The sequence below is a fragment of the Streptomyces sp. NPDC096205 genome (assembly GCF_044763135.1).
Classification (GTDB): domain Bacteria; phylum Actinomycetota; class Actinomycetes; order Streptomycetales; family Streptomycetaceae; genus Streptomyces.
The window spans coordinates 502,555-520,102 of sequence record NZ_JBIWFS010000001.1 but is presented as its reverse complement, the minus strand read 5'-3'; the positions used below and the strand labels follow the sequence as shown (position 1 = coordinate 520,102).

Below are 17,548 nucleotides of genomic sequence, written 5' to 3'. Positions count from 1 at the left end.
GACGCGGGGCTGTATCGGATGTGCGGCTCCGCCACGCGGGTGCGACGAGCCACGACGAGCCCGCAGCCGCCGAACGACTGGGGCCACCCCGTCCGGACGCGCAAAAAGGGCGCCACCACCCCCGCCCCGCCAGACTGACGACAAGAGGGGGCCGGTCGCGGCGTCGCAGTCCTCACGCGTGCTGCTCGGGTGTTCGCTTCCGGCCTCCTTCCTCCACACGTCCCTCGACCCGGGGATCACGGACATGGCGCTGCACCGCACGCACCGCGGCGACGCGGAACCCTTCGACGACGTGTACGCCCTGCCCATCAGCGAACACGCCCTGCCCAAGTACCGCATGCCGCAGCGCGTGTCGGACGCCCGGGCGGTGCGGGCCCTCATCCACGACGAGCTCACCCTCGACGGCAACGCCGCCCAGAACCTCGCCACGTTCTGCACCACCTGGGCGGAGCCCGAGGTGCACGCGCTGATGGACGAGTGCCTCGACAAGAACATGATCGACAAGGACGAGTACCCGCAGACCGCGGAGATCGAGAACCGCTGCGTCCATATGCTGGCCGACCTGTGGAACTCCCCGCAGGGCACCTCCACCGTCGGCTGCTCCACCACCGGCTCCAGCGAGGCCGGCATGCTCGGCGGCCTCGCCTTGAAGTGGCGCTGGCGCGAACGCCGCCGCGCCGAGGGCAAGTCCACCGACCGGCCCAACCTCGTCGCGGGTCCTGTGCAGGTGTGCTGGGAGAAGTTCGCCCGCTACTTCGACGTCGAACTGCGCCAGGTCCCGCTGGAGAAGGGCGCGTCGGGCCTGCGCGCCCACCAACTCCGCGACCACGTCGACGAGAACACCATCGGCGTCGTCGCCATCCTCGGCGTCACCTACACCTGCGTCTACGAGCCGGTCGCCGAGATCGCCGTCGAACTCGACCGTATCCAGCGGGACTCGGGCCTCGACATCCCCCTGCACATCGACGCGGCGAGCGGCGGCTTCGTCGCGCCCTTCCTCCAGCCCGACCTGGAGTGGGACTTCCGCCTGCCCAGGGTCGCCTCCATCAACGCCTCCGGGCACAAGTACGGCATGGCCCCGCTCGGCGTCGGCTGGGTGGTGTGGCGGTCGGCCGACCTGCTCCCGGAGGACCTCGTGTTCCGGGTGGACTACCTCGGCGGCGATATGCCCACCTTCGCGCTGAACTTCTCCCGCCCCGGCGGCGAGGTCGTCGCCCAGTACTACAACCTGCTGCGCCTGGGCCGTGAGGGCTACGCCAAGGTGCACGGGGCCTGCGCGGACAGTGCCGGGATGCTGGCGCGCAAGCTGGCCGGGATGGGCCCCTTCACCGTCCTGCACGACGGACAGGGCGGCCTCCCGGGGGTCTCCTGGACCCTCACCGACCCCGCCGCCACGCCCTTCACCCTCCACGACCTCTCCGACCAGCTGCGCCGACGCGGCTGGCAGGTCCCGGCGTACCCGCTGCCCGCCGGACGCCAGGACACCGTCGTCGCCCGCGTCCTGGTCCGACACGGCATCGGCTACGACAAGGTCGCCCTGCTCGCCGACGACATCCGCGCCGCGGTCGCCCGGCTCACCGAGGCGCCCGGGCCCCATGTGACCGAGCAACCGGGCTTCCACCACTGACAGTTCAGACGGTACGCACTTCCGCGAGCCGCACCGGCCGGTGCTCGGCGAGGGACAGCGCGCACGCCTCCGCGATCCACCCCGCCTCCAGCGCGTCCGCGACCGTGCAGGGGGAGGGCCGGGACCCGGCCACCACCTCGGTGAACGCGGCCAGTTCGGCACGGTAGGCGGCGGTGAAGCGGTCCATGAAGAAGTCGTGCGGCGTGCCCGCGGGGAAGCGTACGCCCGGTTCCACCGATCGCAGCGGCAGCTTGTCCTCCAGACCGACGGCGATGGAGTCGGCGAATCCGTGGATCTCCATGCGGACGTCGTAACCACGGCCGTTGTGGCGGGAGTTGGACACCACCGCGAGCGTGCCGTCGTCGAGGGTGAGCAGCGCGCCGGTGGTGTCGGCGTCCCCGGCCTCCCGGATGTACGCGGCGCCCCGGTTGCCGCCGACGGCGTACACCTCGTTCACCTCGCGGCCCGTCACCCAGCGGATGATGTCGAAGTCGTGCACCGAGCAGTCCCGGAAGATGCCCCCGGACGCGGCGACGTACGCGGCGGGCGGCGGAGCCGGGTCCAGCGTCGTCGACCGTACGGTGTGCAGGGTGCCCAGCTCCCCGGACCGTACGGCCCGCCGGGCGGCGGCGAAACCGGCGTCGAAGCGGCGGTTGTACCCGATCTGCACCGGAACCCCGGTCCCCTCGACCGCCTTGAGGACCTCGACGCCCTCGGCCATCGTCCGGGCGACCGGCTTCTCGCAGAACACCGGCACCCCCGCCTCGACCGCGGCCCGGATCAGCCCCGGATGGGCGTCCGTCGCGGCCGCGATCACCACCCCGTCGACCCCGGCCGCCAGCAGCGCCTCCGGCGAGTCCACGACCTGCGCGCCGAACCGCTTCGCAGCGGCCGCCGCCGCGTCCGCGAACGGGTCGGCCACGACGAGCGACTCGACCACGTCGAGTCCGAAGAGGGTCTCGGCGTGGAAGGCGCCGATCCGGCCGAGGCCGAGGATTCCGATGCGCATGGGTGCTCCTTACTGGGTCACAGAGGGGGTTCCGGCGTGCAACTGGTCTATGGCGCCTCGACGTCGGCCCACCGGCCGCTGCTCGCCGAGCGCTCCATCGCCTCCAGTACGGCGGCACTGCGCACCGCATCCATGAGCGTGGCCCCGTACGGCCGGCCCTCGGCGATCGAGCGCAGGAAGCGGTACGCCTCGATGACCTTCAGGTCGTCGTAGCCCATGGCGTTCGCCGCTCCGGGCTGGAACGCGCCGAACTCGCCGTCGCCCGGCCCGACATACACCCGGCTCACCGGCTGGTCCTGGTAGGCCGTGCCACGGCTGACGCCGAGCTCGTTCATTCTGCGGAAGTCCCAGAACAGCGCGCCCTTGGTGCCGTGCACCTCGAAGCCGTAGGCGTTCTGCTCGCCGACCGACACCCGGCAGGCCTCCAGCACACCGCGGGCGCCGGAGGCGAAACGCAGCAGGCAGCCGACGTAGTCCTCGTTCTCGACCGGGCCGAGGGCGCCGCCCGCGGCACGGGCGTGACCGGCTGTCGCTCCGGCGGGGCGGGGCCGGTGGGGGACGAACACCGCGCTGTCGGCGGTGAGTTCGGCGATGTCGCCCAGCAGATACCGGGCGAGGTCCGCGCCGTGCGAGGCGAGGTCGCCCAGCACTCCGCTGCCGCCGCGCTCACGCTCGTAGCGCCAGGTCAGGGCGGACTCGGGGTGGGCGGCATAGTCGGAGAACAACCGGATGCGGGCATGCGTGACCGTGCCGATCTCCCCGGCGGCGATCAGGTCGCGGGCCGTCTCGACGGCGGGCGCGCTCCGGTAGTTGAAGCCGACCGCGCCCTGCACCCCGGACCCCGCGACCGCGTCGGCGACCGCGCGGGCGTCGGAGAGGGCCAGACCCACCGGCTTCTCGATCCAGATGTGCTTGCCCGCGGCGGCCATCGCGGTACCGATCTCGCGGTGCAGGAAGTTCGGCGCGGTGATGCTGACCGCCTCGATCCCGGGGTCCGCGGCCAGCTCCCGCCAGTCGCGGGTGGTGGAGGCGAAGCCGAACTGCGCGGCCGCCGCCTGAGCCCGTCCCGGCACCTCGTCGGCGACCGCCACCAGCTCGGGCCGTACGTCGAGGTGCGGATAGTGGTGCGGGACGCGGACGTAGGCCTGGCTGTGCACCCGGCCCATCCAGCCGAACCCGACGACGGCGACACCGAGTGCGCGCACCACCATGGCTTGCCCCACTTCTTGGACCGGTCCAACACCTGTCCACGCCACCCTGGGCGCGGCTGTGGGGCGTGTCAAGGCCTTTGACAACCGGGCGCGCCGCGTGGAACGGTCCATCCCATGAGACCGCCGACCATCCGTGACGTCGCCGAGCGGGCCGGTGTGTCCAAGTCGCTGGTCTCCCTGGTGCTGCGCGGCTCGGCGCAGGTGCGGCCGGAGAAGCGGGACGCCGTGCTGCGGGCCGTACGGGAGCTGGGCTACCGGCCGAACGCGGCCGCGCGGAGCCTCAGCGAGCAGCGGACCCGCACGGTCGGGGTCCTCCTCAACGACCTGCGCAACCCCTGGTTCGTCGACCTGCTCGACGGCCTGAACTCCCTGCTGCACGACAACGGCCTCAACATGCTGCTCGCCGACGCCCGGCTGAACCGGCGCGCCGGCCAGGACCCGGCGGGGCCCCTGACGGACCTGGGCGTGGACGGCCTCGTCGTGGTCGGCACGCTGCCCGAACCCGCCGCGCTCGGAGCGGTCGCCGCACAGGTGCCGGTCGTGGTGGCCGGGGCGCGCGAGCCGGTGCCGGCCGGTGTGGACCTGGTGGCCGGCGACGACGAACGGGGTGTCCGGCTGGTCACCGAGCACCTCATCGGCCTCGGCCACCGCCGGATCGCCCACCTCGCCGGGTACGGGGCGGTGGGGGAGCTGCGGCGGCGTGCCTTCGAGGAGGTCATGCGGGAGCACGGGCTGGCGGCCGGGGCCGTGGTGGAGCCGGGTGACATGACCGAGGAGAGCGGGCACCGGGCCGGCGTGCGCCTGCTGGCCCGGCCGGACCGGCCGACGGCCGTCCTCGCGGTCAATGACACCGCCGCGGTGGGGGTGCTGTCGGCTGCCGAGGGGCTGGGGCTGCGGGTGCCGCACGACGTGTCGGTGACCGGCTACGACAACACCGGTGTCTCCCGGCTGCGGCACCTGTGGCTCACGACCGTCGACCAGGCCGGCCATGAGGTCGGCCGACGGGCCGCGCGCTTTCTCCTCGACCGGTTCGCGTCCGCCGGGGGAGAGGGGCGGGTGTACTTGGCTGCGCCGGTGCTGGAGGTGCGGGGGACGACGGCTGCGCCGTCGGGCTGACCAGCCAGCCGGGCGGGCGTCTTGGGTGGTTCTGTGGGGTGCCGGGTGCGGGTTGTGTGTGGCTGGTCGCGCCCACGCGGCGGAGCCGCACATCGGTACAGTCCCGCGCCCCTTTTGGGGCGCCACAGTTTCAGAGGTTGATCGCGTACGCCTTGCGCAGTGTCTCGTGGACCGTCCATGTCGTACGGTCGCCCGCGCGCAGGATCGCCATGTCGCCGGGGCCGACCTCCAGGGTCGGGCCGTTGTCGACCTCGACGGTGGCGCGGCCGCTGATCACCACGAACAGCTCGTCCGCCTCCGTGTCGGTGACCACGCCGGGCGTGATCTGCCAGATGCCGCGGAGCTGCTTGCCGTCCGCCGACTCCCAGACGACCTTGCCGGTCACCTCGGGCGTGCCCGACACGATCTGGGCCGGGTCGAGGGGCTCGGGTTCGAGGGCGGCGTCGGGGATGTGGAGAGCGAAGCTGTGGGTCATGGGGCGACCCTAGCGAGCGGGTGGGTGTCCCGGGCGGCGACAGAGTGTGGGGTATCGGCCCTGGTGACGGGACAGTCCGTCGGGTCGGCGAAGTGGCGGGGGTGATCGCGCCGCGTGATCGTGGAGGGCATGGCCCAGAACCCGCCCCTGGAGCGGCACCGGCACGACACACGCGAGGCCGTGCTGTTCGGCGGGGTCTACGGCGCCGTCCTGGCCAGCTCGATCGTCGCCGCGCTCACCCAGTACGGCCACTCCTCGCGCGGTGACCGCCGCTACGACGCCCTGTGGCTGCTGGTGACGGCGCTCGCCTCCGCGTTGGCTCATGGATACGCGCACTACATCGCCGAGCGGGGGCCGCACCGCCGCTGGGACGTGCTGCGCACGCTGGCCGACGAGTGGCCGCTGGTGGCTGCCGTGCTGCCGACCGTGGTGGTGCTCGCGGGTGCGGGCTGGGGCTGGTGGCCGGCGAAGAGTGTGGAGTACCCGGCCTTCGCTCTCAACATCGCGCTGCTGTTCGCGCTGGGCCTGCTGACGGCGCGCTGGTCGCACCGGTCGTGGGGCCGGGCGGTTCTTCTCGGTCTGGTGGACGCCCTGCTCGGGGTGGTCGTGGTGGTGGCCAACGCGCTGATCAAGTAGCGGGCGGGTGTCCGAGCCCGGTCGAGTGTCGTCGACGAAATTGTTGACAATGTTGTGGACTAGATTTAGTTTCGACAGGCACTCACTCAGGGAGGGCATGTGCCGAAAGAAGCCCGTCCGAGCACCGGGGAGCAGGCCAAGCAGCATGCGCTCGCGCAGTTGCGGCAGGCGATCCTGCACGGCGAGATGGCACCGGCGCAGCGGCTGGTGGAGCAGGAGCTCGCCGAGCAGTTCGATGTGACACGGGCGAGCATCCGCGCGGCGCTCATCGATCTGGAGGGCCAGGGTCTGGTCGAGCGGATCCGCAACCGTGGCTCACGGGTGCGGGTGGTGACCGTCGAGGAGGCGGTCGCCATCACCGAGTGCCGTATGGCCCTGGAAGGGCTGTGCGCGGCGAAGGCCGCCGTCGCGGCGAGCGACGAACAGCTCGCCGAGCTGAAGGAGCTGGGCGCGGCCATGGCCAAGGCCGTGGCCGACGGTGAGCCGATGACCTACTCCGAGCTCAACCAGGAGCTGCACGCCAAGGTCCGGGAGTGCTCCGGCCAGCGCACGGCCGTGGACCTGCTGGAGCGGCTCAACGCCCAATTGGTGCGCCACCGCTTCCAGTTGGCGCTCCGCCCAGGGCGCCCGCAGCACTCCCTGAACGAGCATCTGGCGATGATCGAGGCGATCACCTCCAGGGACCCGCAGGCGGCCGAGGCGGCCGTCCGCGCCCACCTCACCAGCGTGATCGAGGCGCTGCGCGACTGACCGTCGCGAGGGGGCGCACCGATCCGTGCGAGGCGGGCGCACACCTGTCACTCCTAGGAGATCCATCCATGACGCACGCGGATGCGCCCTCCCCCGCTCTCGGCTCCGCCCGAGCGGGGGGACCCCCGTCCCCGCCCCGCTCGACGCTCGTCGTCACCGCCCACGCCGGCGACTTCGCGTGGCGGGCGGGCGGAGCCGCCGCCCTGGCCGCCTCCCGCGGGGAGGCCAAGGAGGCCGCCACCCGGGCCGCCTTCCCCGACGGCCAACTCGGCGTGGACCGCGACGAGTTGCGCGAGACCCTGGCCCGGCTGGGCGTCACCTGCCGGTCGTACGAGGAGTACGCCGCCGAGGAGGCCGGGTCATGACCGGCCCCGCAGAAGTGCGCTGCATGCTGATGCGCGGCGGCACCTCCAAGGGCGCCTGCTTCCTGGCCGAGGACCTGCCCGCCGACCCGGCCGCGCGCGACGAGCTGCTGCTGAGCATCATGGGCAGCCCGGACCCGCGGCAGATCGACGGGCTGGGCGGCGCCCACCCGCTGACCAGCAAGGTGGCGGTGGTCTCGCCCTCGGCCGACCCGCGCGCCGACATCGACTACCTCTTCCTCCAAGTGGCCGTCGACAAGCCTGAGGTGAGTGACCGTCAGAACTGCGGCAACATCCTCGCCGCGGTCGGCCCGTTCGCCGTCGAGCGCGGGCTCGTCCCGGCGGGGGAGGACCGTACCGCCGTACGCATCCGCATGGTCAACACCGGTGACCATGCCGTCGCGACCTTCCCCACCCCGGGCGGCCGCGTCGACTACACGGGCTACGCCGAGATCTCGGGCGTGCCCGGCACGGCGGCCGCTGTGGAGATCGAGTTCCCGCCCGGCGAGGGGCCGTTGCTGCCGACGGGCCGGGTCCGCGACGAGATCGACGGCATCCCTGTGACCTGCGTGGACAACGGCATGCCGACCGTCCTGATCCCCGCCACGGCCCTCGGTGTCACCGGCTACGAGTCCCCGCAGGAGCTGGAGGCGGACGCCGTCCTGGCGGAGCGGCTGCGCTCCCTGCGCCTGGCGGCGGGCCGGCTGATGGGCCTCGGGGACGTGTCCGCCACCACCGTGCCCAAGGTGACCCTGCTCGCCCCGCCCCGCGACGGCGGCGCGATCACCACCCGCACCTTCATCCCGGTGCGCTGCCACACCTCGATCGGCGTGCTCGGCGCGGCGAGCGTCGCCGCCGGCGTACGCGTCGAGGGCGGTGTCGGCGCGGACCTCGCCCGGCTCCCGGCCGACGGGGACCGCGTGCGCATCGAACACCCCACCGGGTTCCTCGACATCGACAGCGGCCTGGGCGCCGGCCCCGACGGCCTGCCCGTCGCCCGCCGCACCGCCGTGGTCCGCACGGCCCGCAAGATCCTCGACGGCACCGTCTTCCCCAGGACCGAACCCGCACAGCCCCCAGGAGGCCGACGATGACTCCCCGCTCGGCGACATCGCCCACATCGGCCACGCCCAGCTTGCCCAGGCCGGTGACATCGGCTCCTACGCCACCTTCGGCATGCTGATCGGCGCGCTCGCCTCCGGCGCCGTCAGCGACTGGGCCGGCCGCAAGAAGACGAGCAACGTCTCGACCGCCCTCTTCTCCCTCGCCTCGGCTCTGTGCGCCACGGCCGGCAGCCTGGGCGCGTTCGGCTTCGGACGGTTCGTCGCCGGCATCGGACTCGGCGGCCTGCGGTCTCTGCGGCCCGCCGCGTCGGCCGACACGCCGCGCTCGCTGTCCCCGGCGGGCTGACCCGCCCGCAGGCCTCCTGGATGCCCGGACCCGGCGCCACTGCTTGGATGGGTGGCGTCCGGACCCACTCGGAGGAGCCCCATGATCGACGTGACCCAGCAGATCGACTCCGTACGCCGTGAGGTCGGCCGACGTGCCGTCGACGGTGGCCAGGTGCGGGTGGTGAGCCTGAGCCGGAGCTACGACGTCCCGGCCGAGGACCTCTGGGCGGCCTGCACCGACCCCCGGCGCATCCCGCAGTGGTTCCTGCCGGTGTCGGGGGAGCTGCGCACCGGCGGCCACTACCAGCTGGAGAACCACGCGGGCGGCACCGTGGAGCGCTGCGACCCGCCCCACGGCTTCCTCGCGACCTGGGAGTACGGCGGTGACGTCAGCCGGATCGAACTGCGCCTGACCCCCGAGGGCGAGGGCCGCACCCGCTTCGAGCTGGCGCACCTCGACCCCGACGACGACAAGAAGTGGACCGAGTTCGGCCCCGGCGCGGTCGGCGTCGGCTGGGACATGGCCCTGGTCGGCCTCACCCTCCACCTGTCCTCCGGCGCCCCCGTCGACCCCGCCCAGGCCATGGCCTGGTTCGGCTCCCCCGAGGGCCTCGCCTTCGTCACGGCCGCGGGCGAGGACTGGTACGCGGCTCACGTCACGAGCGGCGAGGAGCCCACCGCCGCCCGCGCCGCCGCCGACCGCACCAGGGCCGCCTACACCGGCGAGGACCCCTCCGCCTGATGCGGTAAGGTTTACCTGCACGATCACGCGGAACACCCGTGATGCGCGCACATCGGGACGTGGCGCAGCTTGGTAGCGCACTTGACTGGGGGTCAAGGGGTCGCAGGTTCAAATCCTGTCGTCCCGACCACGCGGAAACGCAGGTCGGAGGCCGTTCTCTCATCCATGAGAGGGCGGCCTTTCGTGCGTCCGGGGAACGGGCGGTCGCGGCCACGCCGGTCGGGGCGGGCGGTCGGCGGCTCGCGCGGCCGTGGTGTCAGTGGGCTGGGCTATCCTTCCCGCCACCGCACAACGACCTTAGGGATCACGAGAATTGACCGGCCTGTCTGCCTTTCCGCTGCCCTTCCACGCTTCCCGTTCCATAACGTACGCGACACCCCGTACGCTCCGGGAAATTCAGATGATGCAGTGCAGCGCGCACATCCGGGCGAAGCCGGGATGGTTCGACAAGATGAACGATGCCGACATCGTCGCCAGGTGGACGCGCGAAGCGGTTGCCCAGGGCCTCACCGAAGCGCAGGTCCGCTATGTGCTCGCCGAACTCGTGCACTACGCCGCGCTGCGGGACGGACGCACCGGCATCGAGGTGTCCGCCGTCGACGGGGTGTGGCAGTCGGACACCCTGATCGACGACAAACTCAGGTCACGGCTGCGCGAGGCGGTCCGGGTCCTGGAAGAAGTCCCCGAAGCTGAGCAGGACTGGCATCCCGGATCCGACGGGCAGGTACTGGATCTGGTGCATCCCTCACTGTTCTGCCTGGTGAGAGAGGTCAGCGGCGCGCCCGAGCGAGCCTGGCAGAACCCCACGGACCGCTACTCGAAGTACGAGTTCTCGGAGAGGTTCCAGTGGCTGCCCACCGACGTCGATGTCAGTGACGACGGCGCTGTCGCCTTCCGTTCGTACGTCAACAACGTCCACCCCGAGACCCATCACGCACTGGCTGCCGTCCTGCCGGACCTGTTCGCGCGAATGCGCCCGCTGCTGGAGAACGTGCTCACCGATCTGCGCCATCCGCGGCCCCTGCGGATCGAGGCCGACCCCTACGGGTGGTACGACTCGGAGCCGGAGCAGCCGGACAAGTCCTCCTACAGCGACGACGGGGCCTACGCGGAGGCGGTCCGTGCCTGGGAAGCGGCCCAGGACGACTGGTGGGAGAACCGCCGCCCGGTCGTCCCGGACGCCCCGGACTTCACCCCGCCCGAGGTGCCCGACGCATCCGCCCGAGTCGATCTGCGCGGCCGCGGTCTCCAGGTCATCGTCAAGCTCGCCACCATTCATCTGACCCCGGAGAAGCCGGAATACCCCGGCGGTTCCTGGCACGTCGAGGGAATGCTGAACGAGCGGATCGTCTCGACCGGCATCTACTACTGGGACAGCGAGAACATCACCGAGAGCCGGCTGAGCTTCCGGGCCGCACTCGACGACCCGGACTACGAACAGAACGACGACAACGGTGTGCGCGAGGTCTACGGCCTGGAGAACGAAGACGCACTGAACCAGATGCTGGGATCGGCATCGACGCCTCAGGGGCGCTGCCTGGCGTTCCCGAACATCCTGCAACACCGCGTCGGCTCGTTCCGCCTCATGGACCCCACCCGCCCGGGACACCGCAAGATCGTGGCGTTCTTCCTGGTCGACCCGTCGGAAAAGATCGTCTCGACCTCCGATGTGCCGCCGCAGCAACCTTGGTCCGACACCTCGACCATGACGCTCGAACAGGCCAAGGACTTCCGCGAGCAGCTCATGCACGAGCGCAAGTTCTTCGTCGCCGAACACAACGAACAGCTCTACGAACGGGAATTCTCCCTCTGCGAGCACTGAACGCACGCGGCCCTCGACATGACGAAGCCCCGGCTCGGGTCCGTTCACCGGCCGGGGCTTCGGGTCTCACGCTGCGCTCACGGGCTCTCGCAGGTCAGGACGCGAAGGCCCGCTCCAGGCGGGGGATCAGGTCGCGCAGGTCCTCCTCCCAGCAGCCGGCGTTGTGGCCGCCGTCGCAGAGGGTGCCCCAGCCGGAGCCGTCGCCGTAGTTGACGTAGTAGTAGGGCATGCCGAGGGCGTCCATGCGGGCCTTGACGTTCTTGGCCGCGCCGGCGAGCCAGAACTCCATGTTGGCGGGGGAGCCGCCGCCGTCACCGACGTAGACGGAGACCCCGATGCCGGCGCCGGCGAGCCGGTCCATGTGCTGGGAGGGGTCGACCTCGTTCCAGCGCCAGTCGGCGTTGAAGAACGGGTAGGGCGAGCCGAAGAGGGCGTCGCTGTCCACGCCGGGCTTGTACGGGGAGTCGTTGGGGTCGCAGTAGCCCGAGGCCGAGGCGCAGACCGCGCCGAGCGCGTCGGTGACGGAGGCGACGACGGCCATGCGCAGGTCCATGGAGTTGGCCGACAGGTCGATGTCACCGGACAGGGACGCGGTCTGGCTGAAGAGGTCGGGACGGACCTGGGCGTAGTGGAAGGCACCGAACCCGCCCATGGAGACACCGGCGACGGCCCGGGCCTTCTTGGTGGGGATCGTCCGCAGGTTCGCGTCGATGAACGGGATCACCTGCTTGAGGTGGAAGTTCTCCCAGTTCTGGGCGCCGAGCACGGTCTTCTGGTTGAGCCAGTTGGCGTACCAGCTGCGGGCGCCGCCGTCCGGGATGACGGTGATCATCTGGGTCGACATGCTTAGCGCCGGATAGTTCTGCTGGACCGGATCGTCGGGCGAACCGTGCAGGAAGTACAGGACGGGGTAACGCCGGGCCGGATCGTCGTAGTAGCCGCTCGGCAGGATGATCTTGATGTGCTGCTCGCCCGTGACCTCGGGTGTGGTCACCGTCAGGTAGAAGTGGGTGGCGCTGCCTGTCGGTGCGCCGACCTGGGTGAGGCCGAACCCGTTCGCCATCGGTGGTGGTGCGGTGCCGTCGGCGGCCTGTGCCGTGCCTGCCGGCAGGGTCAGGGCCATGGCGGCGACCATCCAGGCCACCACCAGCGCCCACCGGTTCACTCTCTTCGTCACTGTGTGCCCCCTGGTGAGTCTGTGTATGGCGCTCAGGTCAGAACCTTGACCTGAAGCTGCGGTGAGGCCGCGATCTGTTCCTCGGTGAACCGCTCGGTCACCCACCGGCCGGCCGAGAACAACTTCGTCTGGTCCGCGTAGTGCGGCGAGTTCGGGTCGGCCGACTGGGAGTAGGCCAGCAGGGACAGCGTCTGGGGCGGCCCGTCGGCGGTGAACCGTACGATCTGCATGAAGCTGGAGCCGAAGACGATGTCCAGCTTGCCGTCGATCTGGGCCGGAGTGATCACGTTCAGGACGCCCAGCTCGGAGAGCGAGCCGTGGATCGGGATCTGCTCACCGCCCCGGGTGATCTTCTGGATGTCCGACAGCGGCGCGTTCAGCGGAATGCCCGCCTTGCGCAGCGCGAGCACCGCGCGGCCGAACGCGTCGCGGACGGCGGAGCTGCCGGAGTCCAGCGAATTGGGCGTGTGCACCGGGTCGTTGGGGTCGAAGGGAACCCGCCACGGCAGCTTCTCGATGCTCTGCCCGTTGCGCAGCAGCTCCCAGTAGTTCGCGAACAGCCAGGACCCCCGGCTGCTCGCCGAGTAGTCGTGGTCCTTCCATGCGGCCAGGATCGGACACGCCTCGCTGACGTTGACCAGGTTGCCGTCCACCAGGATCAGCCCGAACGGCTGGCTCTGGCACATCGTCACCGTGGCGTTGAGGGCCAGGTCGGCCGCCCTGCTGTTGTCGGCGAACAGCAACTGCCCCATGTTCTCCGGCGTGAAGCCCCTGCCCGGCAGGCCGTCCGTGCCGTTGAGCCGGTTCTGCGCGGTCAGGATCAGCTCCTGCGTCCGCAGCGACCGGGGCGCCGCCCTGTCACCCATCACCCTCGGGAAGGTCAGCGGCTGCTCCGGGTTGGCCAGCCAGGCACTGTCGTTGGCGTTGCCCACGAAGTCGGAGCGGATCAGCCGCGGCTGCTTGTGCGGGTCGAGGAGGCCCGGCGCGACCGCGTTCGGATCGTTCGGCCAGTCGCAGGCGCTGCGCTTGCCGTCGAGGATGGACACCGGCGGCACGTTCGGCAGCCGCAGTGACTGGTTGAACAGCAGCTTGCCCGTCTCGGTGAGGCAGTTCTGCGCGTGCTCGTCGGTGATGTTCGGGGTCGCCTGGATGTCGGCGTACAGCGCCCTGCCCGTGCGGTCGGAGGCGACGGTGTTGAAGAAGGGCACGCCCTGCGTGGTCTCCAGGGTGTTCACCACGTCGTCGACGTCGGTGGCCTGGTCGAGCCGGAACCAGGTGTTCAGCGCCCGCAGGTTGTTCATGTTCACATCGCGGACTGCGTGCGCGCTGACCACCCAGGGCAACGGGACGCCCTGCATCGAGGTGGTGACCGGGCCGTAGCGGGTGGACCACAGCGTCCTGGTGACCTTGCCGAGCGAGCCGTCCGCGTTCCGTACGTCGACACTGACCTGCTGCGAGGTCATCTTCTGCCAGGTGCCGTCGACCAGGTACATGGTCGGGTTCAACGGGTCGACCTGGACGTCGAACAGCCCGAACGGGGCCACGGTGGCCACGGTGTGGCTCCAGGCGACGTTCTCGTTGTGCCCGATGTTCACCGCGGGCAGTCCGAGCAGGCCGGCCCCGGAGACGTTGACCTTCCCCGGGATCGTCAGATGGGCCTGCCACATACGGTTCTTGCCCTGCCAGGGGAAGTGCGGGTTGGCCAGCAGCATGCCGGTGCCGCCGGACACGCCCTGCGAGCCGACCGCCAGCGCGTTGCTGCCCATGCTCTCCCGACGGCTCGCCGCCATCGCGTCGCGGATCTTCGCCGCGGTCTTCGCCGGGTTCATGGCTTTCGGAGCCTTCGGAGCCTTCGGAGCCTTCCTGGCCTCCGTAGCCTTCGTGGCTTCCGTGGCTTTCGTGGCTGTCGTGGCGGAGGACGCCGACGGCGGTGCGGCGTTCACCTGGCCGTCCAGCAGCGCCTCGGCGCTGCCCATGATGATCTCGGCGTGGGCGTGCCGGTAGACGTCCAGCTCGGTGATCGGCCGCACCCAGGCGGCACCGCGGCAGGCCGGGTCGGAGATGTTGCCCACGCCCGTCTCGGACAGGTACCTGTTGTACCCCTGGACGTAGCCGCGAACGGCCTCCCTGACCTCCGGCTCCGGCCCGTTGGGTGCGGGCTGTTCGAGGAGGCGCTCCACGACCCGGTCGTCCTTGATCCGCTGGAAGTACAGGTCGCTGTTGAGGTTGGTGGTGGTGTTCTGGTTCTGGCCCGGGCTCGCCCTGCCGTCGGGCCCCAGATACCGGGACCTCTCCGCATTGACCATCAGATAGGTGTCGGCCAGGATGCAGAGGTTGTCCTTGGCCGCGGCGTATCCGTAGCCGGTGCCGAGTCCCTCCCAGTCGGAGGCGACGATGTGCGGGATGCCGTACTCGGTGTAGCGGATCGTGGGCCTGTCCGGCCCCTCTTCGGCGGTGGCCGGCCCGGTGGCCGCCGATGTGCTCAGCACCGCCGCCACCATGGCGACGACCGCCATGGGCAGCCTTGTTCTCCGTCTCCTCCGCGCCATGAGCCGTCCTTCCCCTGGGCTGCGGCCTGCGGCCTGCGGCCTGCGTCCGAATGCGGCCACGGTAGGAGGGCCGGCCGGGACGGTCACTCCGTAACCTTCCGGAGTCCCCGGGCACCCCCTCCGTTGCTACGGTCCGGATCTCCTGTCCTGACATCGCGTCACGGTCCCGACCCGGAGGTCATGTTGAGCGCCCAGCACCCCACTCGCAGGAACATCCTCAAGGCCGTCGGCGGACTCTCGGCCGCCACGGCACTGGGCGCCGGCGGCGTCCTCGCCGGCGCCTCGGCCGCCGCCGCGGTCGGCGACGGCTTCGGCCTGCGGATCGTGGACCGCAACGAGGGCGACCCCCGCATGTGGTACTACCGGTTCCAGACCGCCGCGATCGGCTGGAACCCCGGCGTCAACGTGCTCCTCCCGGACGACTACCACTGGAGCGGCCGCACCTACCCGGTCCTCTACCTCTTCCACGGCGGCGGCACCGACCAGGACTTCATCACCTTCGACCGCGAGGGCGTCCGCGACTGGACCGCCGGGAAACCGATCATCGTCGTCATGCCCGACGGCGGCCACGCCGGCTGGTACTCCAATCCGGTCAGCTCCAACGTCGGCCCCCGCAACTGGGAGACGTTCCACATGGCCCAGCTGCTGCCGTGGGTCGAGGCGAACTTCCGCACCTACGCCGAGTACGACGGCCGTGCCGTGGCCGGGTTCTCGATGGGCGGCTTCGGCGCGCTGAAGTACGCCGCCAAGTACTACGGCCACTTCGCCTCGGTCAGCGCCCACTCCGGCCCCGCCAGCCTGCGCCGCGACAACGGCATGGTCGTCCACTGGGCCAACGCCAGCTCCGCGGCCCTCGACCTGGGCGGCGGCACGGTGTACGGCGTCCCGTTCTGGGACGAGGCCCGGGTCAACGCCGACAACCCGGTGCAGCGCATCGAGAGCTACCGCAACAAGCGGGTGTTCCTCGTCGCCGGCACCAGCCCCGATCCGGTCAACTGGTTCGACACGGCCAACGAGACCCATGTCCTCGCCGGCCAGCGGGAGTTCCGCTCCCTGCTCGGCAACGCGGGCATCCCGCACGAGTGGTACGAGCTGCCCGGCGGCCACTTCATCCGCCACGACATGATGCGGCGCGACATCGACGGCATCATCGACCGCCTGCGCAAGGCGTGACCCCGGTGAAGCGGACACTCGCGGCGGCAGCCGCCCTGATGCCGGTCCTGGTGTTCACATCCCCGGCCACGGCCCGCACCGCCGACTTCACCGCAGCCTGCCCCGCCGCCGGCTTCGTGTCCCAGCACTTCCACAGCGGCCACAACGGCGTCGACATCGCCAACGACTACGGCACCCCCATCTACGCCGTGGGCGACGGCGAGGTGACCCACTCCGGCTATGCCGGCGGCTACGGCCAGTGGATCCGTATCCAGCACCCCGACGGGACGATCTCCGAGTACGGCCACATGTACCAGCGGGACGTCGCCGCCGGCGACCATGTGGTGGCCGGCCAGCAGATCGCCCTGATGGGCTCCGAGGGCGAGTCGAGCGGCCCCCACCTCCACCTGCGGATCTGGGGCGATTCCTCCGCCACGTACGGCATCGACCCCGAGCCCTACCTCGCCGAGCGCGGCGTGGTCCTGCCCTGCACCCCGGGCACCGGCCCACGCCCCCAGCCGCTCGTCTACCCGGCGGAGTCGGGGCGTGTGGTGTCGGCGCGGTCGGCGGACGGCCGTCTGGAGGTGTTCGCGGCCGGAGCGGACGGGATTCATCATGCCTGGCAGCTCCAGTCGAACGGGAACTGGTCGGCGTGGGAGTCTCTCGGCGGGCCGGGTGGGGCGGAGTTGGCGATCGCGCCGAACGCGGACGGCCGGTTGGAGTTGTTCGCGATCAACGGGAACGTCTTCCAGCACCGGTATCAGCTGTCGGCGTCGGGTGGCTGGTCGGGCTGGGAGTCGTTCGGTGGTGGGGGTCGTGATGTGGCGGCCGGGGTGAACGCGGACGGGCGGATCGAGGTGTTCGCCTCGGGTCCGGTCGGGCTGTTCCACAAGTACCAGACGGCACCCAACAGCGGGTGGTCCGACTGGGAGCCGACGGGTGGTGGCCCTGCCGACGGCCGGGTGGAGATGGAGAAGTCCCCGGACGGGCGTCTTGAGGTGTTCGCCCTCAACGGCAGCACGTTCCAGCACCAGTACCAGACCTCACCGAACGGCGGCTGGTCGCAGTGGGACACCTTCGGTGGCGGTGGACACGATGTGACCGTCGACCACAACGCCGACGGCCGGCTCGAGGTGTTCGCCTCCGGTCCCGTGGGCGTGTTCCACAAGTACCAGACGAGCCCGACGAGTTGGTCCGACTGGGAGCCCACCGGCGGACCGGCCGACTCGCAGTTGAGCACCGAGCGTACGGCCGACGGCCGCGTCGAGGTGTTCGCGATCAACGGCAGTACGGCGATGCACGCCTGGCAGACCGGTCTGAATGCGCCCTACAGCGAGTGGGCGGCCTTCGGCGGGGGCGGCACCGAGGTCACGGCGACGGCCAACGCGGACGGCCGGATCGAGGTGTTCGGCACCAGCCATGCCGGGGTCTACCACAAGTGGCAGACCGGCTTCTCGACCTGGTCCGAGTGGGCCTGGGTCAACAACTCCGGCGGCCCCGCCCTCGATTGACCCCCCGGCAACCCGAAG

Annotated in this window: 15 protein-coding genes, 1 tRNA gene and 1 pseudogene; 12 read left to right on the top strand and 5 right to left on the bottom strand. The window is 71.0% G+C overall.

The features are described 5' to 3' along the window. Nucleotides 1-244 precede the first annotated feature (244 nt). Nucleotides 245-1,627 (top strand): glutamate decarboxylase, encoded by a 1,383-nt coding sequence (locus tag ACIQ6Y_RS02350; RefSeq protein WP_404031664.1) that lies wholly within the window; start codon nucleotides 245-247, stop codon nucleotides 1,625-1,627. A 4-nt stretch (nucleotides 1,628-1,631) separates the two neighbouring features. Here the strand turns inward: ACIQ6Y_RS02350 and ACIQ6Y_RS02345 are convergent, their stop codons facing one another. Then, nucleotides 1,632-2,636, bottom strand: a complete 1,005-nt coding sequence (locus tag ACIQ6Y_RS02345) for a Gfo/Idh/MocA family oxidoreductase (RefSeq protein WP_404031661.1) — start codon at nucleotides 2,634-2,636, stop codon at nucleotides 1,632-1,634. A gap of 47 nt (nucleotides 2,637-2,683) precedes the next feature. Further along, complete coding sequence (locus ACIQ6Y_RS02340; RefSeq protein ID WP_404033661.1) at nucleotides 2,684-3,844, bottom strand: Gfo/Idh/MocA family protein; 1,161 nt, start codon at nucleotides 3,842-3,844, stop codon at nucleotides 2,684-2,686. Between the two features lie 117 nt (nucleotides 3,845-3,961). Here ACIQ6Y_RS02340 and ACIQ6Y_RS02335 point away from each other — a divergent pair, with 117 nt between their 5' ends. After that, nucleotides 3,962-4,963, top strand: coding sequence for a LacI family DNA-binding transcriptional regulator (locus ACIQ6Y_RS02335; protein WP_404031658.1), 1,002 nt, complete (start codon nucleotides 3,962-3,964; stop codon nucleotides 4,961-4,963). Nucleotides 4,964-5,093: 130 nt separating this feature from the next. Here the strand turns inward: ACIQ6Y_RS02335 and ACIQ6Y_RS02330 are convergent, their stop codons facing one another. Beyond that, complete coding sequence (locus ACIQ6Y_RS02330) at nucleotides 5,094-5,438, bottom strand: cupin domain-containing protein (RefSeq protein WP_404031656.1); 345 nt, start codon at nucleotides 5,436-5,438, stop codon at nucleotides 5,094-5,096. A gap of 129 nt (nucleotides 5,439-5,567) precedes the next feature. Here ACIQ6Y_RS02330 and ACIQ6Y_RS02325 point away from each other — a divergent pair, with 129 nt between their 5' ends. The 8 genes and pseudogenes from ACIQ6Y_RS02325 to ACIQ6Y_RS02290 all read left to right on the top strand — a co-directional run bounded on the left by ACIQ6Y_RS02325 (nucleotide 5,568) and on the right by ACIQ6Y_RS02290 (nucleotide 11,141). Beyond that, the gene (locus ACIQ6Y_RS02325) at nucleotides 5,568-6,074 is read left to right on the top strand and encodes a hypothetical protein (RefSeq protein WP_404031653.1); all 507 of its coding nucleotides are present in this window, start codon (nucleotides 5,568-5,570) and stop codon (nucleotides 6,072-6,074) included. A 99-nt stretch (nucleotides 6,075-6,173) separates the two neighbouring features. Further along, nucleotides 6,174-6,824, top strand: a complete 651-nt coding sequence (locus tag ACIQ6Y_RS02320) for a GntR family transcriptional regulator (RefSeq protein ID WP_404031651.1) — start codon at nucleotides 6,174-6,176, stop codon at nucleotides 6,822-6,824. Between the two features lie 68 nt (nucleotides 6,825-6,892). After that, nucleotides 6,893-7,048: pseudogene (locus ACIQ6Y_RS02315) on the top strand (PIG-L family deacetylase); the annotation flags it as partial. Nucleotides 7,049-7,185: 137 nt separating this feature from the next. After that, nucleotides 7,186-8,280, top strand: a complete 1,095-nt coding sequence (locus ACIQ6Y_RS02310; RefSeq protein ID WP_404031649.1) for a 4-oxalomesaconate tautomerase — start codon at nucleotides 7,186-7,188, stop codon at nucleotides 8,278-8,280. 16 nt (nucleotides 8,281-8,296) lie between these two features. Then, complete coding sequence (locus ACIQ6Y_RS02305; protein ID WP_404033659.1) at nucleotides 8,297-8,596, top strand: MFS transporter; 300 nt, start codon at nucleotides 8,297-8,299, stop codon at nucleotides 8,594-8,596. Between the two features lie 81 nt (nucleotides 8,597-8,677). Then, nucleotides 8,678-9,319, top strand: a complete 642-nt coding sequence (locus ACIQ6Y_RS02300) for an SRPBCC family protein (RefSeq protein WP_404031646.1) — start codon at nucleotides 8,678-8,680, stop codon at nucleotides 9,317-9,319. 53 nt (nucleotides 9,320-9,372) lie between these two features. Further along, a tRNA-Pro gene (locus ACIQ6Y_RS02295) sits at nucleotides 9,373-9,449 on the top strand. Nucleotides 9,450-9,632: 183 nt separating this feature from the next. Continuing rightward, nucleotides 9,633-11,141 (top strand): DUF4246 domain-containing protein, encoded by a 1,509-nt coding sequence (locus ACIQ6Y_RS02290; RefSeq protein WP_404031643.1) that lies wholly within the window; start codon nucleotides 9,633-9,635, stop codon nucleotides 11,139-11,141. 94 nt (nucleotides 11,142-11,235) lie between these two features. Here the strand turns inward: ACIQ6Y_RS02290 and ACIQ6Y_RS02285 are convergent, their stop codons facing one another. Together ACIQ6Y_RS02285 and ACIQ6Y_RS02280 are read right to left on the bottom strand one after the other, a co-directional pair. Then, on the bottom strand, nucleotides 11,236-12,276 hold the full coding sequence (locus ACIQ6Y_RS02285; protein ID WP_404033657.1) for an alpha/beta hydrolase: 1,041 nt from the start codon (nucleotides 12,274-12,276) through the stop codon (nucleotides 11,236-11,238). A gap of 74 nt (nucleotides 12,277-12,350) precedes the next feature. Beyond that, entirely contained in the window at nucleotides 12,351-14,867 is a 2,517-nt protein-coding gene (locus ACIQ6Y_RS02280; RefSeq protein ID WP_404031640.1) for a penicillin acylase family protein, read from the bottom strand. A 183-nt stretch (nucleotides 14,868-15,050) separates the two neighbouring features. On the opposite strand from ACIQ6Y_RS02280, the gene ACIQ6Y_RS02275 reads away from it, so the two are divergent. Then, nucleotides 15,051-16,040 (top strand): alpha/beta hydrolase, encoded by a 990-nt coding sequence (locus ACIQ6Y_RS02275; RefSeq protein ID WP_404033655.1) that lies wholly within the window; start codon nucleotides 15,051-15,053, stop codon nucleotides 16,038-16,040. A 38-nt stretch (nucleotides 16,041-16,078) separates the two neighbouring features. Beyond that, on the top strand, nucleotides 16,079-17,530 hold the full coding sequence (locus ACIQ6Y_RS02270) for a peptidoglycan DD-metalloendopeptidase family protein (protein ID WP_404033653.1): 1,452 nt from the start codon (nucleotides 16,079-16,081) through the stop codon (nucleotides 17,528-17,530). Nucleotides 17,531-17,548 lie beyond the last annotated feature (18 nt).